The sequence below is a fragment of the Pseudomonas sp. B28(2017) genome (assembly GCF_002113025.1).
Taxonomy (GTDB): domain Bacteria; phylum Pseudomonadota; class Gammaproteobacteria; order Pseudomonadales; family Pseudomonadaceae; genus Aquipseudomonas.
On the sequence record NZ_NEJH01000002.1, the window covers coordinates 909,781 to 926,589 of the forward strand.

At 60.1% G+C, this 16,809-nt stretch carries 15 protein-coding genes and 1 tRNA gene; 9 read left to right on the top strand and 7 right to left on the bottom strand.

The features are described from left to right. Positions 1 to 36 precede the first annotated feature (36 nt). Genes murI through hemA form a run of 5 tightly spaced genes read right to left on the bottom strand, consistent with a single transcriptional unit; the run spans position 37 to position 4,769 of the window. A complete protein-coding gene (murI, locus tag CAF65_RS08975; protein WP_085715964.1) occupies positions 37 to 828 on the bottom strand; it encodes a glutamate racemase in 792 nt (263 codons plus the stop codon). Next, positions 821 to 1,576, bottom strand: a complete 756-nt coding sequence (locus CAF65_RS08980; protein WP_085715965.1) for a molybdopterin-synthase adenylyltransferase MoeB — start codon at positions 1,574 to 1,576, stop codon at positions 821 to 823. Before CAF65_RS08980 ends, murI begins: the two co-directional genes overlap by 8 nt. Further along, positions 1,570 to 2,400, bottom strand: a complete 831-nt coding sequence (prmC, locus tag CAF65_RS08985; RefSeq protein ID WP_085715966.1) for a peptide chain release factor N(5)-glutamine methyltransferase — start codon at positions 2,398 to 2,400, stop codon at positions 1,570 to 1,572. The genes CAF65_RS08980 and prmC overlap by 7 nt, the downstream gene beginning before the upstream one ends. Continuing rightward, on the bottom strand, positions 2,401 to 3,483 hold the full coding sequence (prfA, locus tag CAF65_RS08990; RefSeq protein ID WP_085715967.1) for a peptide chain release factor 1: 1,083 nt from the start codon (positions 3,481 to 3,483) through the stop codon (positions 2,401 to 2,403). Continuing rightward, on the bottom strand, positions 3,480 to 4,769 hold the full coding sequence (gene hemA / locus CAF65_RS08995) for a glutamyl-tRNA reductase (RefSeq protein ID WP_085715968.1): 1,290 nt from the start codon (positions 4,767 to 4,769) through the stop codon (positions 3,480 to 3,482). Before hemA ends, prfA begins: the two co-directional genes overlap by 4 nt. A gap of 350 nt (positions 4,770 to 5,119) precedes the next feature. Between hemA and CAF65_RS09000 the strand changes: the two genes are divergently transcribed. The 8 genes from CAF65_RS09000 to ychF all read left to right on the top strand — a co-directional run bounded on the left by CAF65_RS09000 (position 5,120) and on the right by ychF (position 12,032). Beyond that, positions 5,120 to 6,844 (top strand): tetratricopeptide repeat protein, encoded by a 1,725-nt coding sequence (locus CAF65_RS09000; protein ID WP_085715969.1) that lies wholly within the window; start codon positions 5,120 to 5,122, stop codon positions 6,842 to 6,844. Between the two features lie 4 nt (positions 6,845 to 6,848). Beyond that, positions 6,849 to 7,466: a lipoprotein insertase outer membrane protein LolB gene (gene lolB, locus CAF65_RS09005; RefSeq protein WP_085715970.1), complete on the top strand. Its 618-nt coding sequence runs from the start codon at positions 6,849 to 6,851 to the stop codon at positions 7,464 to 7,466. 1 nt (position 7,467) lies between these two features. Then, the gene (gene ispE / locus CAF65_RS09010; RefSeq protein ID WP_085715971.1) at positions 7,468 to 8,319 is read left to right on the top strand and encodes a 4-(cytidine 5'-diphospho)-2-C-methyl-D-erythritol kinase; all 852 of its coding nucleotides are present in this window, start codon (positions 7,468 to 7,470) and stop codon (positions 8,317 to 8,319) included. Between the two features lie 36 nt (positions 8,320 to 8,355). Further along, positions 8,356 to 8,430 (top strand) — tRNA-Gln (locus CAF65_RS09015). Positions 8,431 to 8,476: 46 nt separating this feature from the next. Continuing rightward, a complete protein-coding gene (locus CAF65_RS09020) occupies positions 8,477 to 9,418 on the top strand; it encodes a ribose-phosphate pyrophosphokinase (RefSeq protein ID WP_003171603.1) in 942 nt (313 codons plus the stop codon). Between the two features lie 140 nt (positions 9,419 to 9,558). Next, positions 9,559 to 10,155 (top strand): 50S ribosomal protein L25/general stress protein Ctc, encoded by a 597-nt coding sequence (locus CAF65_RS09025; protein ID WP_085715972.1) that lies wholly within the window; start codon positions 9,559 to 9,561, stop codon positions 10,153 to 10,155. Between the two features lie 169 nt (positions 10,156 to 10,324). After that, positions 10,325 to 10,909 carry an aminoacyl-tRNA hydrolase gene (gene pth / locus CAF65_RS09030; protein ID WP_007973893.1) on the top strand — a complete coding sequence of 195 codons (585 nt, stop codon included), beginning with the start codon at positions 10,325 to 10,327 and terminating at the stop codon, positions 10,907 to 10,909. Positions 10,910 to 10,931: 22 nt separating this feature from the next. Beyond that, positions 10,932 to 12,032, top strand: coding sequence for a redox-regulated ATPase YchF (gene ychF / locus CAF65_RS09035; protein ID WP_085715973.1), 1,101 nt, complete (start codon positions 10,932 to 10,934; stop codon positions 12,030 to 12,032). A gap of 122 nt (positions 12,033 to 12,154) precedes the next feature. On the opposite strand, the gene CAF65_RS09040 is transcribed toward ychF, so the two are convergent. Further along, on the bottom strand, positions 12,155 to 13,372 hold the full coding sequence (locus CAF65_RS09040; RefSeq protein ID WP_085715974.1) for an MFS transporter: 1,218 nt from the start codon (positions 13,370 to 13,372) through the stop codon (positions 12,155 to 12,157). Positions 13,373 to 13,707: 335 nt separating this feature from the next. Between CAF65_RS09040 and CAF65_RS09045 the strand changes: the two genes are divergently transcribed. Then, positions 13,708 to 15,765, top strand: a complete 2,058-nt coding sequence (locus CAF65_RS09045; protein ID WP_085715975.1) for a methyl-accepting chemotaxis protein — start codon at positions 13,708 to 13,710, stop codon at positions 15,763 to 15,765. Between the two features lie 14 nt (positions 15,766 to 15,779). Here the strand turns inward: CAF65_RS09045 and CAF65_RS09050 are convergent, their stop codons facing one another. Next, positions 15,780 to 16,685 carry a LysR substrate-binding domain-containing protein gene (locus CAF65_RS09050; RefSeq protein WP_085715976.1) on the bottom strand — a complete coding sequence of 302 codons (906 nt, stop codon included), beginning with the start codon at positions 16,683 to 16,685 and terminating at the stop codon, positions 15,780 to 15,782. Positions 16,686 to 16,809: the final 124 nt, after the last annotated feature.

Consider the following 16,809-nt stretch of genomic DNA (forward strand, 5'->3'; position numbering starts at 1 on the left):
CCGATTTTTCGTACTCCCCCTCCCCCGGACAGGCTTCTACCTGTTGAAGCTTCGCACAACGCCAGCGGTATTCCACAGTATCGGCAAGATATTTCTGAAATGAAGCGGATCGGCACTGGTCCAGAACTGCGCTTCACGGGCCGGCCCCTGGGCGAGCAGCTCGCTTTCGGCCAATAGCCGCTGGAGTTGCCGTGCGACGGCGGCACCGGTGTCGATCAGACTGATGTCCTCGGGGATCATCTGCCGGAGCATCGGCTTGAGAAAGGGATAATGGGTGCAGCCGAGAATCAAGGTGTCCGCGCCGGCGGCCAGCAGCGGCTGGACATACCTGGCCAACAGCTGACGCAGCTCGGGGCTGTGCAGATCGCCGTTTTCAATCAGCTCCACCAGCCCCGGACACGGCTGGGTAATCACTTTCACGTCCGTGGCGAAACGGTCGAGCAATGCGGCGAACTTGGCGCTCTGCAAGGTGCCGGTGGTAGCCAGCACCCCCACTACGCCTGAGCGGGTGGCGGCGGCCGCCGGCTTGACTGCCGGCTCCATACCGACGATGGGCCATTCGGGATAGTCGCGGCGCAAGTCAGCGACACCGGACACCGTCGCCGTGTTGCAGGCCAGCACCAGAGCCTTGGCGCCCTGTTGCTGAAAGAAGTCGGCCATCACGCTGCAACGCTGCCGGATGAATTCCGGGGTTTTCTCGCCATAGGGAACATTCCCGCAATCGGCGACGTACATCAGCGTCTCGTTGGGCAACAAGCGCTGGATCTCGGCCAGCACCGAGAGCCCACCGACACCAGAGTCGAACACGCCGATTGGCGCCTCACGCATGTGAAGGCCCACAGACGCTGCAACCCGGATCCCGCTTGACCCGCAATTCGCGAAAGCGCGTGCCCAAGGCGTCGATCAACAGCAGGCGCCCCACCAGCGGCTCGCCGAATCCGGCCAGCAATTTCAGTGCTTCAAGCGCTTGCAGACTGCCCACCAGCCCCACCAGCGGCCCGACCACCCCGGCTTCGCTGCACGTCAGTTCGGCTTCGCTGCCGTGCCCGTACAAACAGTGGTAGCACGGGCTCTCTGGCCGGCGCGGATCGAACACCGACAATTGCCCTTCGAGGCGAATCGCCGCGCCGCTGACCAGCGGTTTGCCGGCCGCCACGCAAGCGGCGTTGACCGCTTCCCGGGTGGAGAAATTGTCGGAGCAATCGAGCACCAGATCCACCCCGGCCACCACTGCAGCCAGGGAATCTTCGTCCAGCGCCGCACGATGGGCGATCAGTTGAATTTCAGGATTGATCGCGCTCAGGCGCTTGAGCGCCGAATCGACCTTGGTCATGCCGACGCTGTCGGTGTCGTGAATGATCTGGCGTTGCAGGTTAGTCAGGTCGACCGTATCGAAGTCCGCCAGATGCAACTCGCCGACTCCTGCGGCGGCGAGATACAGCGCCACCGGCGCACCGAGGCCACCGAGGCCGACGATCAATACGCGGCTGTCCTTGAGGCGCAACTGGCCGTCGATATCGATGTGTTGCAGCAGAATCTGCCGGCTGTAACGCAGTAACTCCTGATCATTCAGCACGGCAGGCGCCCCAGACTGATGCGTTGGTGACCGCCCAGATCGGTGCGGCTGTGAACTTCCTCAAAACCGCGGGTCAGCAACAAATCGCGGACCGCCTCGGCCTGATCATAACCATGCTCGAGCATCAGCCAACCGCCAGCGTCGAGATGGTCCGGTGCCTGGGCGACGATCAAACGCAGATCGTCGAGCCCATCGACACCGGCCACCAGAGCGCTGGCCGGTTCAAAGCGCACATCGCCCTCGACCAGATGCGGGTCGGCAGCTGCAATGTAGGGCGGGTTGCTGATGATCAGTTGAAAACGCTGACCTTCCAGGGCACTGAACCAATAGCTGCTCAGTACCTTGGCGTTATTCAGATGCAGACGCTGGCGATTGCGTTCGGCCAGGGCCACGGCTTCCAGCACGCGATCCACGGCAGTGACGTTCCAGGCCGGACGCTCGCTGGCCAGCGCCAGGGCAATCGCGCCACTGCCGGTGCCCAGGTCGAGGACCTTGGCCGGTGTGGCCGGCAGCAACTCCAGCGCAGCCTCCACCAGCAGTTCGGTGTCCGGGCGCGGGATCAGCGTGTGCGGTGCCACTTCCAGATCCAGCTTCCAGAAACCTTGCTGGCCGAGGATATAGGCCACCGGCTCACCGCTGCGGCGGCGCTGCAAATACTCGGCGAACGTCAGCACCGCTTCGCTGGGAACGATGCGTTCCGGCCAGGTGTGCAGGAAGCTGCGGGACTTGCCCAACGCCGCCGCCAGCAGCAATTCGGCATCCAGACGCGCCGTCGGCGAGTCGGGTAAGTCGGCGGCGCGCAACAGACTGGCAATGATCGTCATTTACTCACCTATCGCCGCCAGTTGATCGGCCTGGTACTCGGCCAGCAACGGCTCGATCACCGCCTCGACGCCGCCGGCAAGGATCTCGTCAAGGGAATACAGGGTCAGGTTGACCCGGTGGTCGGTGACCCGGCCCTGGGCAAAATTGTAGGTGCGGATGCGCTCGGAGCGATCACCGGAACCGACCAGCAACTTGCGCTCACTGGCGATGGCGTTGGCCGCGGCCGAGGCCTGCTGATCGTTCAGCTTGGCCGACAACCAGGACATCGCCCGGGCACGGTTCTTGTGCTGTGAACGTTCTTCCTGGCACTCGACCACGATACCAGACGGCAAGTGAGTGATACGGATAGCCGAGTCGGTCTTGTTGACGTGCTGGCCACCGGCGCCGGAGGAGCGATAGGTATCGATGCGCAGGTCGGCCGGGTTGATCTCGATGGCTTCCTGTTCGTCCGGTTCGGGCAATACCGCCACGGTGCAGGCCGACGTGTGGATACGGCCCTGGGATTCGGTCGCCGGCACCCGCTGCACGCGGTGGGCACCGGATTCGAATTTCAGCTTGCCGTAGACGTTGTCGCCTTCGACCCGGGCAATCACCTCTTTATAGCCGCCGTGTTCACCCTCGCTTTCCGAGAGGATTTCCACCCGCCAGCCACGACGCTCTGCATAACGCGAATACATGCGGAACAGGTCGCCGGAGAAAATCGCTGCCTCGTCGCCGCCGGTGCCGGCACGGATTTCGAGGAACACGTTGCGCCCGTCATTCGGGTCCTTGGGCAGCAGCATGCGCTGCAGGTCGGCTTCGAGCGTGACCAGGCGCTCCTTGGCCTCGCGGACTTCTTCCACGGCCATTTCGCGCACGTCCGGGTCGCTGTCCTTGAGCAGAGCCTGGGCGCCTTCGAGGTCGCCCTGCACTTTCAGCAGCTGTTTATAGGCGTTCACGATCGGTTCAACTTCCGCGTACTCCTTGGAGTAGGTGCGGAACTTGTTCTGATCGGAAATGACCTCGCCGTCGCCCAGCAGGGCGGTCAGCTCCTCGAAACGGTCCTGGAGAATATCCAGCTTATTGAGCAGTGACGCTTTCATTGCGGTTTTTTATCCGAAAAGCTATCCGATGAGCCCTCACCGAGGGCAAAGAGTTCCTGGGCCATCGCCAGCGCATCCAGGCGACCTTCGGCAGAGAGCTTTTTCAACTGCACGCTCGGTGAGTGCAACAGTTTGTTGGTCAACCCGCGAGCCAGTTGCACCAGCACCTCTTCGGCACTGGTGCCGTTGGCCAGCAGGCGCTGGGCTTTTTGCAATTCTTCGTCGCGCAGGCGTTCGCTCTGTTGACGATAGGCCTTGAGAACATCCACTGCCGCCAATTCACGCAGGCGGACCATGAAGTCTTCGGCACCGACCGAGACCATCTCTTCGGCGGCCTGGGCTGCGCCCTGGCGGCTCTTGAGGTTCTCGGCGACCACTTCGTGGAGATCGTCGACGCTATAGAGGTAAACATCGTCCAACTCGCCGACTTCTGGCTCGATGTCACGCGGAACGGCGATGTCCACCATGAAGATTGGTTTGTGCTTGCGCAGTTTCAAGGCGCTTTCCACTGCACCCTTGCCCAGAATCGGCAACTGGCTGGCGGTGGAACTGATGACGATATCGCTGCGCACCAGCTCCGCCGGAATATCCGACAACAACACGGCATGGGCGCCGAACTGTTCGGCCAGAATGCTGGCGCGCTCCAGGGTACGGTTGGCGACCACGATGCGCTTTACACCCAGGTCATGCAGATGGCGGGCGACCAGGGTGATGGTCTCGCCGGCGCCGATCAACAAGGCCTGGCTGCGCTGCAAGTCGCTGAAAATCTGTTTCGCCAGGCTCACCGCGGCAAACGCCACCGATACCGGGTTCTCGCCGATGGCCGTGTCGGTGCGCACCTGCTTGGCCGCGTTGAACGTGGCCTGGAACAGCCGCCCGAGCAATGGCCCGATGGTCCCTGCCTCGCGGGCCACGGCATAGGCCGACTTCATCTGACCGAGAATCTGCGGTTCGCCCAACACCAGCGAGTCGAGCCCGGAGGCCACCCGCATCATGTGACGAACTGCCGCATCATCTTCATGCACATAGGCGCTTGCGCGCAGCTCGTCGAAGCTCAAATGATGATATTCGGCCAGCCAGTGCAGCACGACGTCCGCCGACAGGTGATCCTGTTCTATATAGAGTTCACTGCGATTGCAGGTGGAGAGGATCGCAGCTTCGCGGCTGTCGGTGAGTCGGCAGAGCTGCTGCAAGGCCTCAACCAGCTGTTCAGGGGTAAAAGCCACGCGCTCGCGGACGTCTACTGAAGCAGTCTTGTGGTTAATACCGAGTGCAAGGAAGGCCATTCAAAGTCGCTGATTGTGACGTGAAGCCGGTAATTGTCCTACTTCGACGGAGTCAGAACAACCACTCGATATCTATCGCCATGGCAGGCACCTGCCCGTACTGCGAGCCATTCTCGTTTACAGGCACGTACATCGCCTCCTGTGGGAGCTGGCTTGCCTGCGATGGACTGACAGCCGCCGCGTCTTTGCGGTTAAATCGCGTCATCGTTAACGACCATCGCTGCGATGCGGCGACCCGACAAGCCAGCTCCTACAGGGACCGTGTACATGGGAAAATGGCTGGCCGGTTATGTTTGGCCTAAAGCTTGTGTCATGATGATCTGACCGCAGGTTAGTCGTCCTCTTCCTATATGAATAGATCTTCCGCGTTGCTCCTCGCTTTTGTCTTCCTCAGCGGTTGCCAGGCCTTGGCACCCGTTTCGTCGGACGGTACGCCGCCGGCTGAAGACAGCACCCCGGCCCCTGAAAAGCCCAAGGTCTACAGCTCATTCAGCGAGGAAACCATCTTCAGCCTGTTGAGCGCCGAACTGGCTGGCCAACGCAATCGTTTCGACATTGCGCTGGACAACTATGTGACCCAGGCCATCAACACCCAGGATCCGGGCATCTCCGAGCGTGCATTCCGTATCGCCGAATACCTGGGCGCCGATCAGGCAGCCCTGGATACCGCGCTGATCTGGGCCAGGAACGCCCCTAACGACCTCGAAGCGCAACGCGCCGCCGCCGTGCAACTGGCGCGCGCCGGGCGTTATGACGACTCCATGGCCTATATGGAGAAAGTCCTGCAAGGCAAGGGCGACACCCATTTCGACTTCCTCGCGCTGTCCGCGGCCGACACCGACCAGGACACCCGCAACGGCTTGATGAAAAGCTTCGACCGTTTGTTGCAGCGTCATCCAAACAATAGCCAGCTGATTTTCGGCAAGGCACTGCTGATGCAACAGGATGGCGACGCCAAGGGCGCGCTGACGCTGCTGGAAAACAACCCGCCGGATGACGGCGAAATCGCTCCGATCCTGTTGCGCGCACGCCTGCTGCAAACCCTGAATCGCGGTGACGAAGCCCTGCCGCTGCTGCAGAAAAGCATCAAGAAATACCCGGACGACAAGCGCCTGCGTCTGACTTATGCACGTATGCTGGTTGAACAGGACCGCATGAACGACGCCAAGGCCGAGTTCTCGAGCCTGGTCCAGCAATACCCGGAAGACGACGAACTGCGTTACTCCCTGGCGCTGGTCTGCCTGGAAGCCAAGGACTGGAATGAGGCCAAGGGTCATCTTGAAGACCTGATCGCCCGGGAAAGCCATGTCGACTCGGCGCACCTGAACCTCGGCCGCATCGCCGAAGAACAAAACGACCCGCAAGGCGCACTGATCGAATATGCCAAGGTTGGCCCGGGCAACGACTTCCTGCCGGCGCAATTGCGTCAGGCCGACATCCTGATCAACAACGGCAAGACCGCCGAAGCGCAACGCAAGCTCGCGGCAGAGCGCGATGAGCAGCCGGATTACGCCATCCAGTTGTACCTGATCGAAGCCGAAACCCTGTCCGCCAACAATCAAGGCGACAAGGCCTGGAATGTTCTGCAGCAGGCCTTGCAGAAATACCCGGACGACTTGAACCTGCTCTACACCCGCGCCATGCAGGCGGAAAAACGCAATGACCTGGCGCAGATGGAAAAAGACCTGCGCACGATCATCAAGCGCGACCCGGACAATGCCATGGCGTTGAACGCCCTCGGCTACACCCTGTCCGACCGCACAACGCGCTACGCCGAAGCCAAAGCCCTGATCGAACAGGCGCACCATATCAGTCCGGAAGACCCGGCGGTACTCGACAGCCTTGGCTGGGTGAATTACCGCATGGGCAATCTCGACGAAGCCGAGCGCCTGCTGCGTCAAGCCCTGGATCGCTTCCCCGATCAGGAAGTCGCCGCTCACCTGGGCGAGGTCCTGTGGGCCAATGGCAAACAGCGTGAAGCCAGGCAAGTCTGGGGCAAGTTCCTCAAGGAACAGCCTGACAGCCCGACCTTGCGCGGCACCATCAAACGCCTGACCGGATCAGAGACCCTTTAGGATTATGTTTTTGCGCCATCTCATCGTTTTCAGTTTTATCGCCCTGCTCGCCGGTTGTGCCGGACTGGGTCCCCGCGAATCGGTCGAGGGGCACGGCAATCCTGCCCAATGGCGTGCGCACAAACAGCAACTGACCAGCCTCGATGGTTGGCAGATCGACGGCAAGATCGGCATCCGCGCCCCGAAAGACTCGGGCAGTGGCACGCTGTTCTGGCTGCAACGCCAGGATTACTACGACATTCGCCTCTCCGGCCCGCTGGGTCGTGGCGCAGCACGCCTGACCGGACGGCCGGGCAAGGTTTCGCTGGAAGTCGCCAACCAGGGGCGTTACGACGCACCAACCCCTGAAGTGTTGCTCGAAGAGCAACTGGGCTGGAAGTTGCCGGTGTCCAACCTGGCCTGGTGGGTCCGCGGGCTTCCGGCTCCGGATAGCAAAAGTCACCTGACACTGGATGCCGACAGTCGCCTGGCCAACCTCGAACAGGATGGCTGGCAGGTCGAATACACCGACTACACCCAGCAAAACGGTTACTGGCTGCCCGAGCGAATCAAGCTGCATGGCACCGACCTTGACGTCACACTGGTGATCAAGGCCTGGCAACCGCGCAAACTGGGGTCGTGACATGCCAGCCAATCGCCTGACTTTGCCGTCTCCGGCCAAACTCAACCTGATGCTGCACATTCTCGGTCGCCGTGAAGACGGCTACCACGAACTGCAAACGATGTTTCAGTTTCTCGATTACGGCGACGAAATCACCTATGCGCTGCGCGAAGACGGTGTCATTTGCCTGCACACCGAATTCGAAGGCGTCCCCCACGACAGCAACCTGATCGTCAAGGCCGCGAAAAAACTTCAGGAGCAATCCGGGTGCACGTTGGGCGTCGATATCTGGATCGAAAAAATCCTGCCCATGGGGGGCGGCATTGGCGGCGGCAGTTCGAATGCCGCAACGACTTTGCTCGGCCTCAATCACCTGTGGCAATTGGGTTGGGATGAAGATCGCCTGGCTGGCCTGGGATTGACGCTGGGCGCCGACGTCCCGGTTTTCGTACGTGGCCACGCAGCTTTCGCCGAGGGCGTGGGAGAAAAACTGACGCCTGTCGACCCGGAAGAACCGTGGTATCTCGTGCTGGTGCCGCAAGTCTCTGTAAGTACGGCAGAAATTTTTTCAGATCCGTTGTTGACACGTAACACGCCTCCCATTAAAGTGCGCCCCGTTCCCAAGGGAAACAGTCGAAATGACTGCTTGCCGGTGGTAACAAGGCGCTACCCAGAGGTACGTAACGCTTTGAATTTGTTAGGTAAATTTACCGAAGCAAAACTCACCGGAACTGGAAGTTGTGTGTTTGGGGGCTTCCCAAGCAAAGCTGAAGCTGATAAAGTCTCGGCCCTTCTTACAGAGACCCTTACAGGGTTTGTAGCGAAAGGAAGCAACGTTTCGATGTTGCATCGCAAGCTGCAAAGTCTGCTCTAAAGGAACCGATTACAGGGTAATCGTTGCAACAGATACAGGGGCGTCGCCAAGCGGTAAGGCAGCAGGTTTTGATCCTGCCATGCGTTGGTTCGAATCCAGCCGCCCCTGCCATTTTCCTATACTCATCCAGGTTACCCTCAGCCTTCAGGTACTGCGCGTGTCCAAGATGATGGTCTTTACGGGGAACGCTAACCCCGATCTGGCTCGGCGTGTCGTACGTCAGCTGCATATCCCTCTCGGTGACATCTCTGTCGGAAAATTCTCCGACGGCGAAATTACAGCCGAGATCAATGAAAACGTCCGCGGTAAAGACGTCTTCATTATTCAGCCGACTTGCGCTCCGACCAACGATAACCTGATGGAACTGGTAGTGATGGCTGATGCCTTCCGCCGCTCCTCGGCTACTCGTATCACTGCTGTTATTCCTTACTTTGGTTATGCCCGTCAGGATCGCCGTCCGCGTTCCGCACGTGTGGCTATCAGCGCGAAAGTCGTGGCTGACATGCTTACCGTAGTCGGCATCGACCGTGTTCTCACGGTTGATCTGCATGCTGACCAAATCCAGGGTTTCTTCGATATTCCGGTAGATAACATCTACGGCTCCCCGGTTCTGGTGGATGACATCGAAGATCAGCGCTTCGAAAACCTGATGATCGTGTCCCCGGACATTGGTGGCGTCGTGCGTGCACGTGCCGTTGCCAAATCCCTGGGTGTGGATCTCGGGATCATCGACAAACGCCGTGAGAAAGCCAATCACTCTGAAGTGATGCATATCATCGGTGATGTCGAAGGGCGCACCTGTATTCTGGTCGATGACATGGTCGATACCGCCGGCACCCTGTGCCACGCGGCCAAGGCCCTGAAAGAGCATGGCGCAGCCAAGGTTTTCGCCTACTGCACGCACCCGGTGCTGTCGGGTCGGGCGATCGAAAACATTGAAAATTCCGTGCTGGACGAGTTGGTGGTGACTAACACCATCCCACTGTCCGCTGCAGCACAAGCCTGTGCGCGTATCCGCCAACTGGATATCGCACCGGTAGTTGCCGAGGCGGTCCGCCGCATCAGCAATGAAGAATCGATCAGCGCGATGTTCCGCTAAGGGCCCAGCCCATTTCGAACATCTCGTTGACGAAAAGCGCCCCGCCCCGGCATTCCTGTCGGGGCGGGGCTTTTTTGCCCATACCGTGTTTGGCGCTGGTCGCAAACGCCAATCGGTGATGGCTATTTTGGAGATACAAAATGACTGAATTTACTCTGAACGCTCAAGCGCGTACTGACCTGGGGAAAGGTGCGAGCCGCCGCCTGCGTCACGCTCTGAACATCCCTGCCGTTGTATACGGTGGCAACAAGCCTGCTGAATCCGTGACCATCCTGGCCAAGGAAATCACCAAGCTGTTCGAAAACGAAGCGGCCTTCAGCCACGTTATCGAGCTGAACATCGACGGCGCCAAGCAGAACGTTGTTGTTAAAGCCATGCAGCGCCACCCAGCCAAGCAATTCATCATGCACGCTGACTTCGTGCGCGTTGTTGCTGGTCAGAAACTGACCGCTATCGTTCCAGTGCACTTCATCAACGAAGAAGCTCCGGTCAAGAAAGGCGGCGAAATCTCTCACGTAGTTGGCGAGATCGAAGTTTCCTGCGAAGCCAAGGACCTGCCTGAGTTCATCGAAGTCGACCTGGCTAACGCTGAAATCGGCACCATCGTTCACCTGTCCGACCTCAAAGCCCCTAAAGGCGTTGAGTTCGTGGCCCTGGCACACGGCGATGACAAGGCAGTTGCCAACGTCCACGCTCCACGTGTTGCTCCAGAAGCTGCAGAAGGCGCTGCAGAGTAATTTCACTCTGTACGCCAGAGTGATGGGAACATCGCGGACTGAAACGTAGCGAGAAAGCGGGCGGGAACGCGGAGTTTACATTCATGGTAAATGAGCATTTTTCGTCCACTTTCGCCGCTCGCACTGCTTGCGGCGATGTTATCCACCACTTCAAGGAAGGGCCCCTATTGTGACTGCCATCAAACTGATCGTTGGCCTGGGAAATCCAGGCGCCGAATACGAACAGACCCGGCATAACGCAGGGGCCCTTTTTGTTGAGCGCATTGCGAACGCACAAGGCGTGAACCTTGTGGCGGACCGCAAATATTTCGGCCTGACCGGGCGCTATTCGCATCAGGGTCAGGATGTTCGTCTGCTGATTCCCACCACGTACATGAACCGCAGCGGCCAGGCCGTGGCGGCCCTTGCAGGTTTCTTCCGCATCAAGCCTGAAGAAATCCTCGTGGCACACGACGAACTCGATCTGCCTCCGGGCGTCGCCAAACTCAAAGTGGGCGGCGGCCATGGCGGTCACAACGGGTTGCGCGACATCATTGCGCAACTGGGCAATCAGAACACTTTCCACCGCCTGCGGCTTGGCATCGGTCACCCGGGCGTCGCCAGTATGGTTTCAAATTTCGTCCTGGGTCGTGCGCCACGCGCCGAACAGGAAAAACTCGATGCCAGCATCGACTTTGCCCTCGGCGTGCTGCCGGATATCCTCGCCGGTGAATGGAACCGCGCGATGAAAAACCTGCACAGCCAGAAGGCCTGACTCTTACCCGAGGGGAAACACCATGGGATTCAATTGCGGCATCGTCGGCCTGCCTAACGTCGGCAAGTCCACCCTGTTCAACGCCCTGACCAAATCCGGGATCGCGGCCGAGAACTTCCCCTTCTGCACCATCGAGCCGAACAGCGGTATCGTGCCGATGCCGGATCCGCGCCTGCAAGCCTTGGCAGAGATCGTCAATCCAAAGCGCATCCTGCCAACCACCATGGAGTTCGTCGACATCGCCGGCCTGGTGGCCGGGGCATCGAAAGGTGAAGGCCTGGGCAACAAGTTCCTGGCCAACATCCGCGAAACCGATGCCATCGCTCACGTGGTCCGCTGCTTTGAAGACGAGAACGTGATTCACGTCTCCAACAGCGTCGACCCGAAACGCGATATCGAAATCATCGATCTGGAACTGATCTTCGCCGACCTCGACAGCTGCGAGAAGCAACTGCAGAAAGTCACGCGCAACGCCAAGGGCGGTGACAAGGACGCAGTGGTCCAGAAAGGCCTGCTGGAGCAACTGATCGCTCACTTCACCGAAGGCAAGCCGGCGCGTAGCCTGATGAAGAACATGGGTACCGACGAGAAAGCGGTGATCAAGGGCTTCCACCTGCTGACCACAAAACCGGTCATGTACATCGCCAACGTCGCTGAAGACGGTTTCGAAAACAACCCGCACCTGGACGTGGTCAAGGCCATCGCCGAAGAAGAAGGCGCCGTGGTTGTTCCGGTGTGCAACAAGATCGAAGCGGAAATCGCCGAGCTCGATGACGGCGAAGAGAAAGACATGTTCCTCGAAGCCCTGGGTCTCGAAGAGCCTGGCCTGAACCGCGTGATCCGCGCCGGCTACGAAATGCTGCACCTGCAGACCTACTTCACCGCCGGTGTCGAAGAAGTCCGCGCCTGGACCGTCCGCGTCGGTGCCACCGCACCACAAGCCGCTGGCGTGATCCACACCGACTTCGAAAAAGGCTTCATCCGCGCCGAAGTGATCGCTTACAACGACTTCATCCAGTACAAGGGCGAAGCCGGTACCAAGGAAGCCGGTAAATGGCGTCTGGAAGGCAAGGATTACATCGTTAAAGACGGCGACGTGATGCACTTCCGTTTCAACGTGTAAACACACCGCCCCAAAAAAAGCCGCGTTTGATACGCGGCTTTTTTGTGCGTGAAACAATCATCCGCCATACCACATTCCCCTGTGGGAGCGAGCAAGCTCGCTCCCACAGGATATTTGTCGGTTCAGGCCTTTTTGGTTCGCGGCAGAAAGATCGCCAGCCCCCCAAACAGCGGCAGGAACGAACACAGGAAGTACACGTACTCGATGCCGTGAATATCCGCCAGATGGCCCAGCAACGCCGCGCCAATTCCGCCGAAGCCAAACATCAAGCCGAAGAACACCCCGGCGATCATCCCGACATTGCCTGGCACCAACTCCTGGGCGTACACCACGATGGCCGAGAACGCCGAGGCGAGAATGAAGCCGATGACCAGGCTGAGAATGCTGGTCCAGAACAGGTCGACATGCGGCAGCAGCAAGGTGAACGGTGCAACGCCGAGGATCGAAAACCAGATCACCGCCTTACGCCCGATCCTGTCGCCAATCGGCCCGCCAAAGAATGTCCCCGCCGCTACCGCCCCCAGAAACAGGAACAGGTGCAACTGCGAACTGGCGACCGACAGGTCGAATTTCTCGATCAGGTAGAAGGTGAAGTAGCTGGTGAGGCTGGACATGTAGAAATACTTGGAGAACACCAGCAACCCGAGCACGACCAGCGCGCTGATCACTCGCCCCCTGGACAGGCCGTGAGTTGCCGCCTGACCTTGCTTGAGCTTGAACAGGCTCAAGTGACTGGCGTACCAGCGGCTGATCCGGTAGAGCACGAACAGCGCAAATACCGCGAACAGGCCGAACCACGCCACGTGCCCTTGACCGAAGGGAATGATGATCGCCGCCGCCAGTAAAGGGCCGAACGCCGAGCCTGCGTTCCCCCCAACCTGAAAAGTCGATTGCGCCAGCCCGAAGCGCCCGCCTGAAGCCAGGCGCGCCACGCGGGACGCTTCGGGGTGGAAGGTCGAAGAACCGATGCCGATCAAACCCGCCGCCAGCAGAATCAACGGAAAGCTGCCAACTACCGACATCATCAGAATCCCGATCAGGGTGCAGACCGTGCCCGCCGGCAGAAGCCACGGCTTGGGATGGCGGTCGGTGTAGTAACCCACCCACGGCTGCAACAGCGAGGCCGTCAACTGGAACGTCAGGGTGATCAGGCCGACCTGGGTAAAGGTCAGGCCATAGTTGGCCTTGAGCATCGGATAGATCGACGGCAGTACCGACTGGATCAGGTCGTTGATCAAATGCGCCAGCGCCACCGCGCCGATGATGCGCATCACCAGGGGACTGCTTTGGGGCGTAGCGGACGCCGGCACTGAACCGGTCTGGGCGTTGCTGATGGCCATGGGGTTTTCCGTACAACAGGTGGGTGCAAACGGGCAGGTGCACCAATGTGCCATTTTTCAGTGCAGCAACGCCATCCCCTTAGCCTGCTAACGACTTCGATTTTCATCGCCACAACATTGATGGCGCATAGCCATGGTCTGAATCTTGCCTTGCTTGTCTGCTTGAACGCGGCTTCCTTACAAAGGAGGCCGACAATGGGAAGTTTCGCTACAGAGTCAGCCTACAGAGCGGACAAGGGTGAACTTTCGAGGCCTTTTTTAGAGGGCACGAGTCGGCGGTGCAACAACCTCCGACGCACGCCAATGGTGCGTGGTGTCCAGAGGAGTCATGGGGCATGCAGGCTTTTTTATCACCGGGGATCGGGTTGCTGGGGCGTTTTGGCTTTGCACGTAAATTCCAGCTGTTGTTTCTGCTGTTTATCCTGCCGCTGGCCGGCAGCCTGTGGATGATCGGCCAGGACTATCGCGACAAACTCAGCCTGATCTCCGGCGAACGCGCCGGGGTGCGGCAACTGCTCGCTCTTGATGCGCTGGATGACCTGCTCGCCGCCCAGCGTGATCGCGCCGCCCGGTGGCGTGCTACGGAAACCAATCGCCAGCCAACGCCGGCCACACTCGCTGCGATGGCTGCGTTCGATGCGGCTCAACCCGCCGTCAGCCAGGCCACTGCCGAGTTGGGCAACGCCCTGCAAAAAGATGGTGCCGAGGGTGAAACGCTATCGCGTTATCAGGCCCTGCAAACCGCCCTAGATGGCCTCGACTCAAAAAGCCTGAGCAATATCGGCTGGTGGCCGGATGGCTACGATCGCTTCACCAACGCCTTGAGCGCCCTGCAAGCCTTGCGCGAACAGATCGCCATGGATAATCGCCTGACGCTGGCACCGTGGCTGGAAACCTACTTGCTGACGCAGATCTCCACCCAACATGCGCCAGACCTGATCGAGCGAGTCGGTCGCCTGGCGGCGGTGGGCCAGGCTTCGGTAGTGTCCGGGCAGTTCACTCTGCAAAGCCGCTTGCAACTGCGCGACTTGCGCAGCCGCATCGGCGATGCGCGCGAGCAGCTGGTGAAAACCGCAGGCCTGCTCGAAGCGCGCCTGCCCGGCGCCCTGCAAACCTGGGCCGGGCAATACCATGACAGCCTCAAGCACCTGGACGCCGGCCTGAAGGTGCTGGATGACGGCGTGTTCGGCGGCAGCATCAACCTCAAGCCGGATGATTTCGAACGCAGTCTCGATGCCCTGCTCTCTGACCTCGCCTCGTTGCGTCAGCAGTCGCTGGTATCGCTGGATCAACGCCTTGATCACTACCACGGCTCAGCGATCCGCCAGTTCATTGTGGTGGCTGCCGTGTTGGGCTGCCTGCTGTTGGCCGCCCTGTATCTGTTCATCTGTTTGCAGGCTTCGATCCGCCGCAGCGCCAGCGGCATCACGCTACTGGCCGAGGCCTTGCGCGATGGCAATCTGAGCCTGCAAGTACCGGTTCAGGGGCGGGACGAACTGGCGGCCATCAGCACCGCGCTGAACGTCGCCGTGGTGCAACTGCGCACCAGCCTGCAAGGGGTGGATCACGAAACCCTGCAATTGAGCCACGCCGTGCAAACCCTCAACCATCACTCCAGCGACGCCTTGGGTGAAGTCGAAGCCCAGCAGTTGCAGATCAGCCAGATTGCCGCGGCGGCGACGCAACTGGCTGCCACCTCACAAGGGGTGGCCCACAGTTGCGAACAGGCGTCCGGTAGCGCCCAGCACACCCGGCGCATCGCCACCGACAGCAGCCGTGACAGCCAGCGCACCACCGCGAGCATCCAGCAACTCAACCAACGCCTGAATGAAACCGCAGCGGCGCTGGGCCGGGTCAGCGAGCAGGGGCAACAGATCCAGCTGGTGGTCGATACCATTCGCGGCGTTGCCGAACAGACCAACCTGTTGGCGCTGAATGCTGCAATCGAAGCTGCGCGGGCCGGCGAACAGGGTCGTGGCTTCGCGGTGGTGGCCGATGAAGTGCGCAGCCTGTCGCAACGTACGCAATCTTCGACTGCGCAGATTGCCAGCACAGTCGATAGCTTGCGCAACACGGTGAACGAAGCCGTGAGTCTGATGGAAGCGGCCTGTGGTCAGGCACAATCCGATGCGCAGGCAGTGACAGGCCTGGGCGAGCGGCTCGGGGAAATCGCCAGTGCGGTGCAAAGTGTCACCGCTACCCTGGCGCAAATCGCCACGGCGGTGGAGGAACAGGCCAACACCGCCGACGAGGTCAGCGGCAATATCCAGCAGGTCGATCAAGCGGCGGTGCGTTTGCTCGAAGGTGCGCGCGCGGTGAACCAGGCAGCGGACACCTTGAGTCACGGCAGCAAGGCCCTCAGCGACAACACCGGACGCTTCCGCTTGAGTTGAATCCGCAGCGCTGCTCAGGCGCGGATCACCGCCTCCGGGAAGTCCTGCTCCAGCTCGGTCTTGAGCCAGTCGATAAACCACGCCACGTCCGCCGAGAGCTCGGCGGACGGCGTGAGCACCCGATAGCTTTCCAGCTTCACTTGCGCGTCCACCACCCGCACCAGCTTGCCGCTATGGAGTTCTTCGCGCACCAGCACTTCGTTGGCCAGCGCAATGCCCTGCCCGCTCTCGGCCACCGACAACGCGTGGTCGTTGTTGACGTAGAGCATGTCCGAATTGAGGTGCATGTCGAGGTCGTTGGCGGCAAACCACAGGTTCCACCACTCTCCGTCATCGACATGGATCAGGTTGTGCTTCACCAGGTCCGCAGGGCTGTCGATGGGCTCGACGCTGGCCAGATATTCGGGGGAGCAGATCGGAAACACCCGAGGACAAATCAGGCTGGTGCGGGAGTGGGCATACTGGCCATCCAACCCGTAGACGATGCCCAGGTCAGCGCTTTTGCCATCCACTTCGGTGAAGGTCGAATTGGGTTCGATGGCGAATTTCAAACCCGGACGCAGATGGCGCATGGCCTCGATGCGTGGCATCAGCCAGCGCTTGGCGAACCCCGGTACCACCATGATGCGCAGCCAGCGCTCGGCGTGTTTGGGCTGCGCCTCTTTTCCGGCTTCGATGATCAGTTGCAGGGCGGCGCTGATCTTGCGGTGGTACTTCTCCCCCGCCGCCGTCAGGTTGACCCCGCGAGAGGTGCGCTCGAACAGTTGGATGCCCAGCCAGTCCTCCAGCAACTTCACATGGCGGCCGATGGCAGGCTGGGTCACGTGCAAGGCTTTGGAGGCTTCGACATAGCTACCCAACCGGGCCGCGGCATCAAAGGCACGCACCGCGTTGAGCGGCGGCAATCGGTGGTCAGGCATGGTTTCTGTACGCCTTTAGCTGTTAATTTTTTTAACAACCCCTATGTTAAAATTGAAGTTTCGCCCCCCGCAACCCCTCGCTGATAATCGATCCACAGCAGAACAAAAAACAGCTGGTTACTAC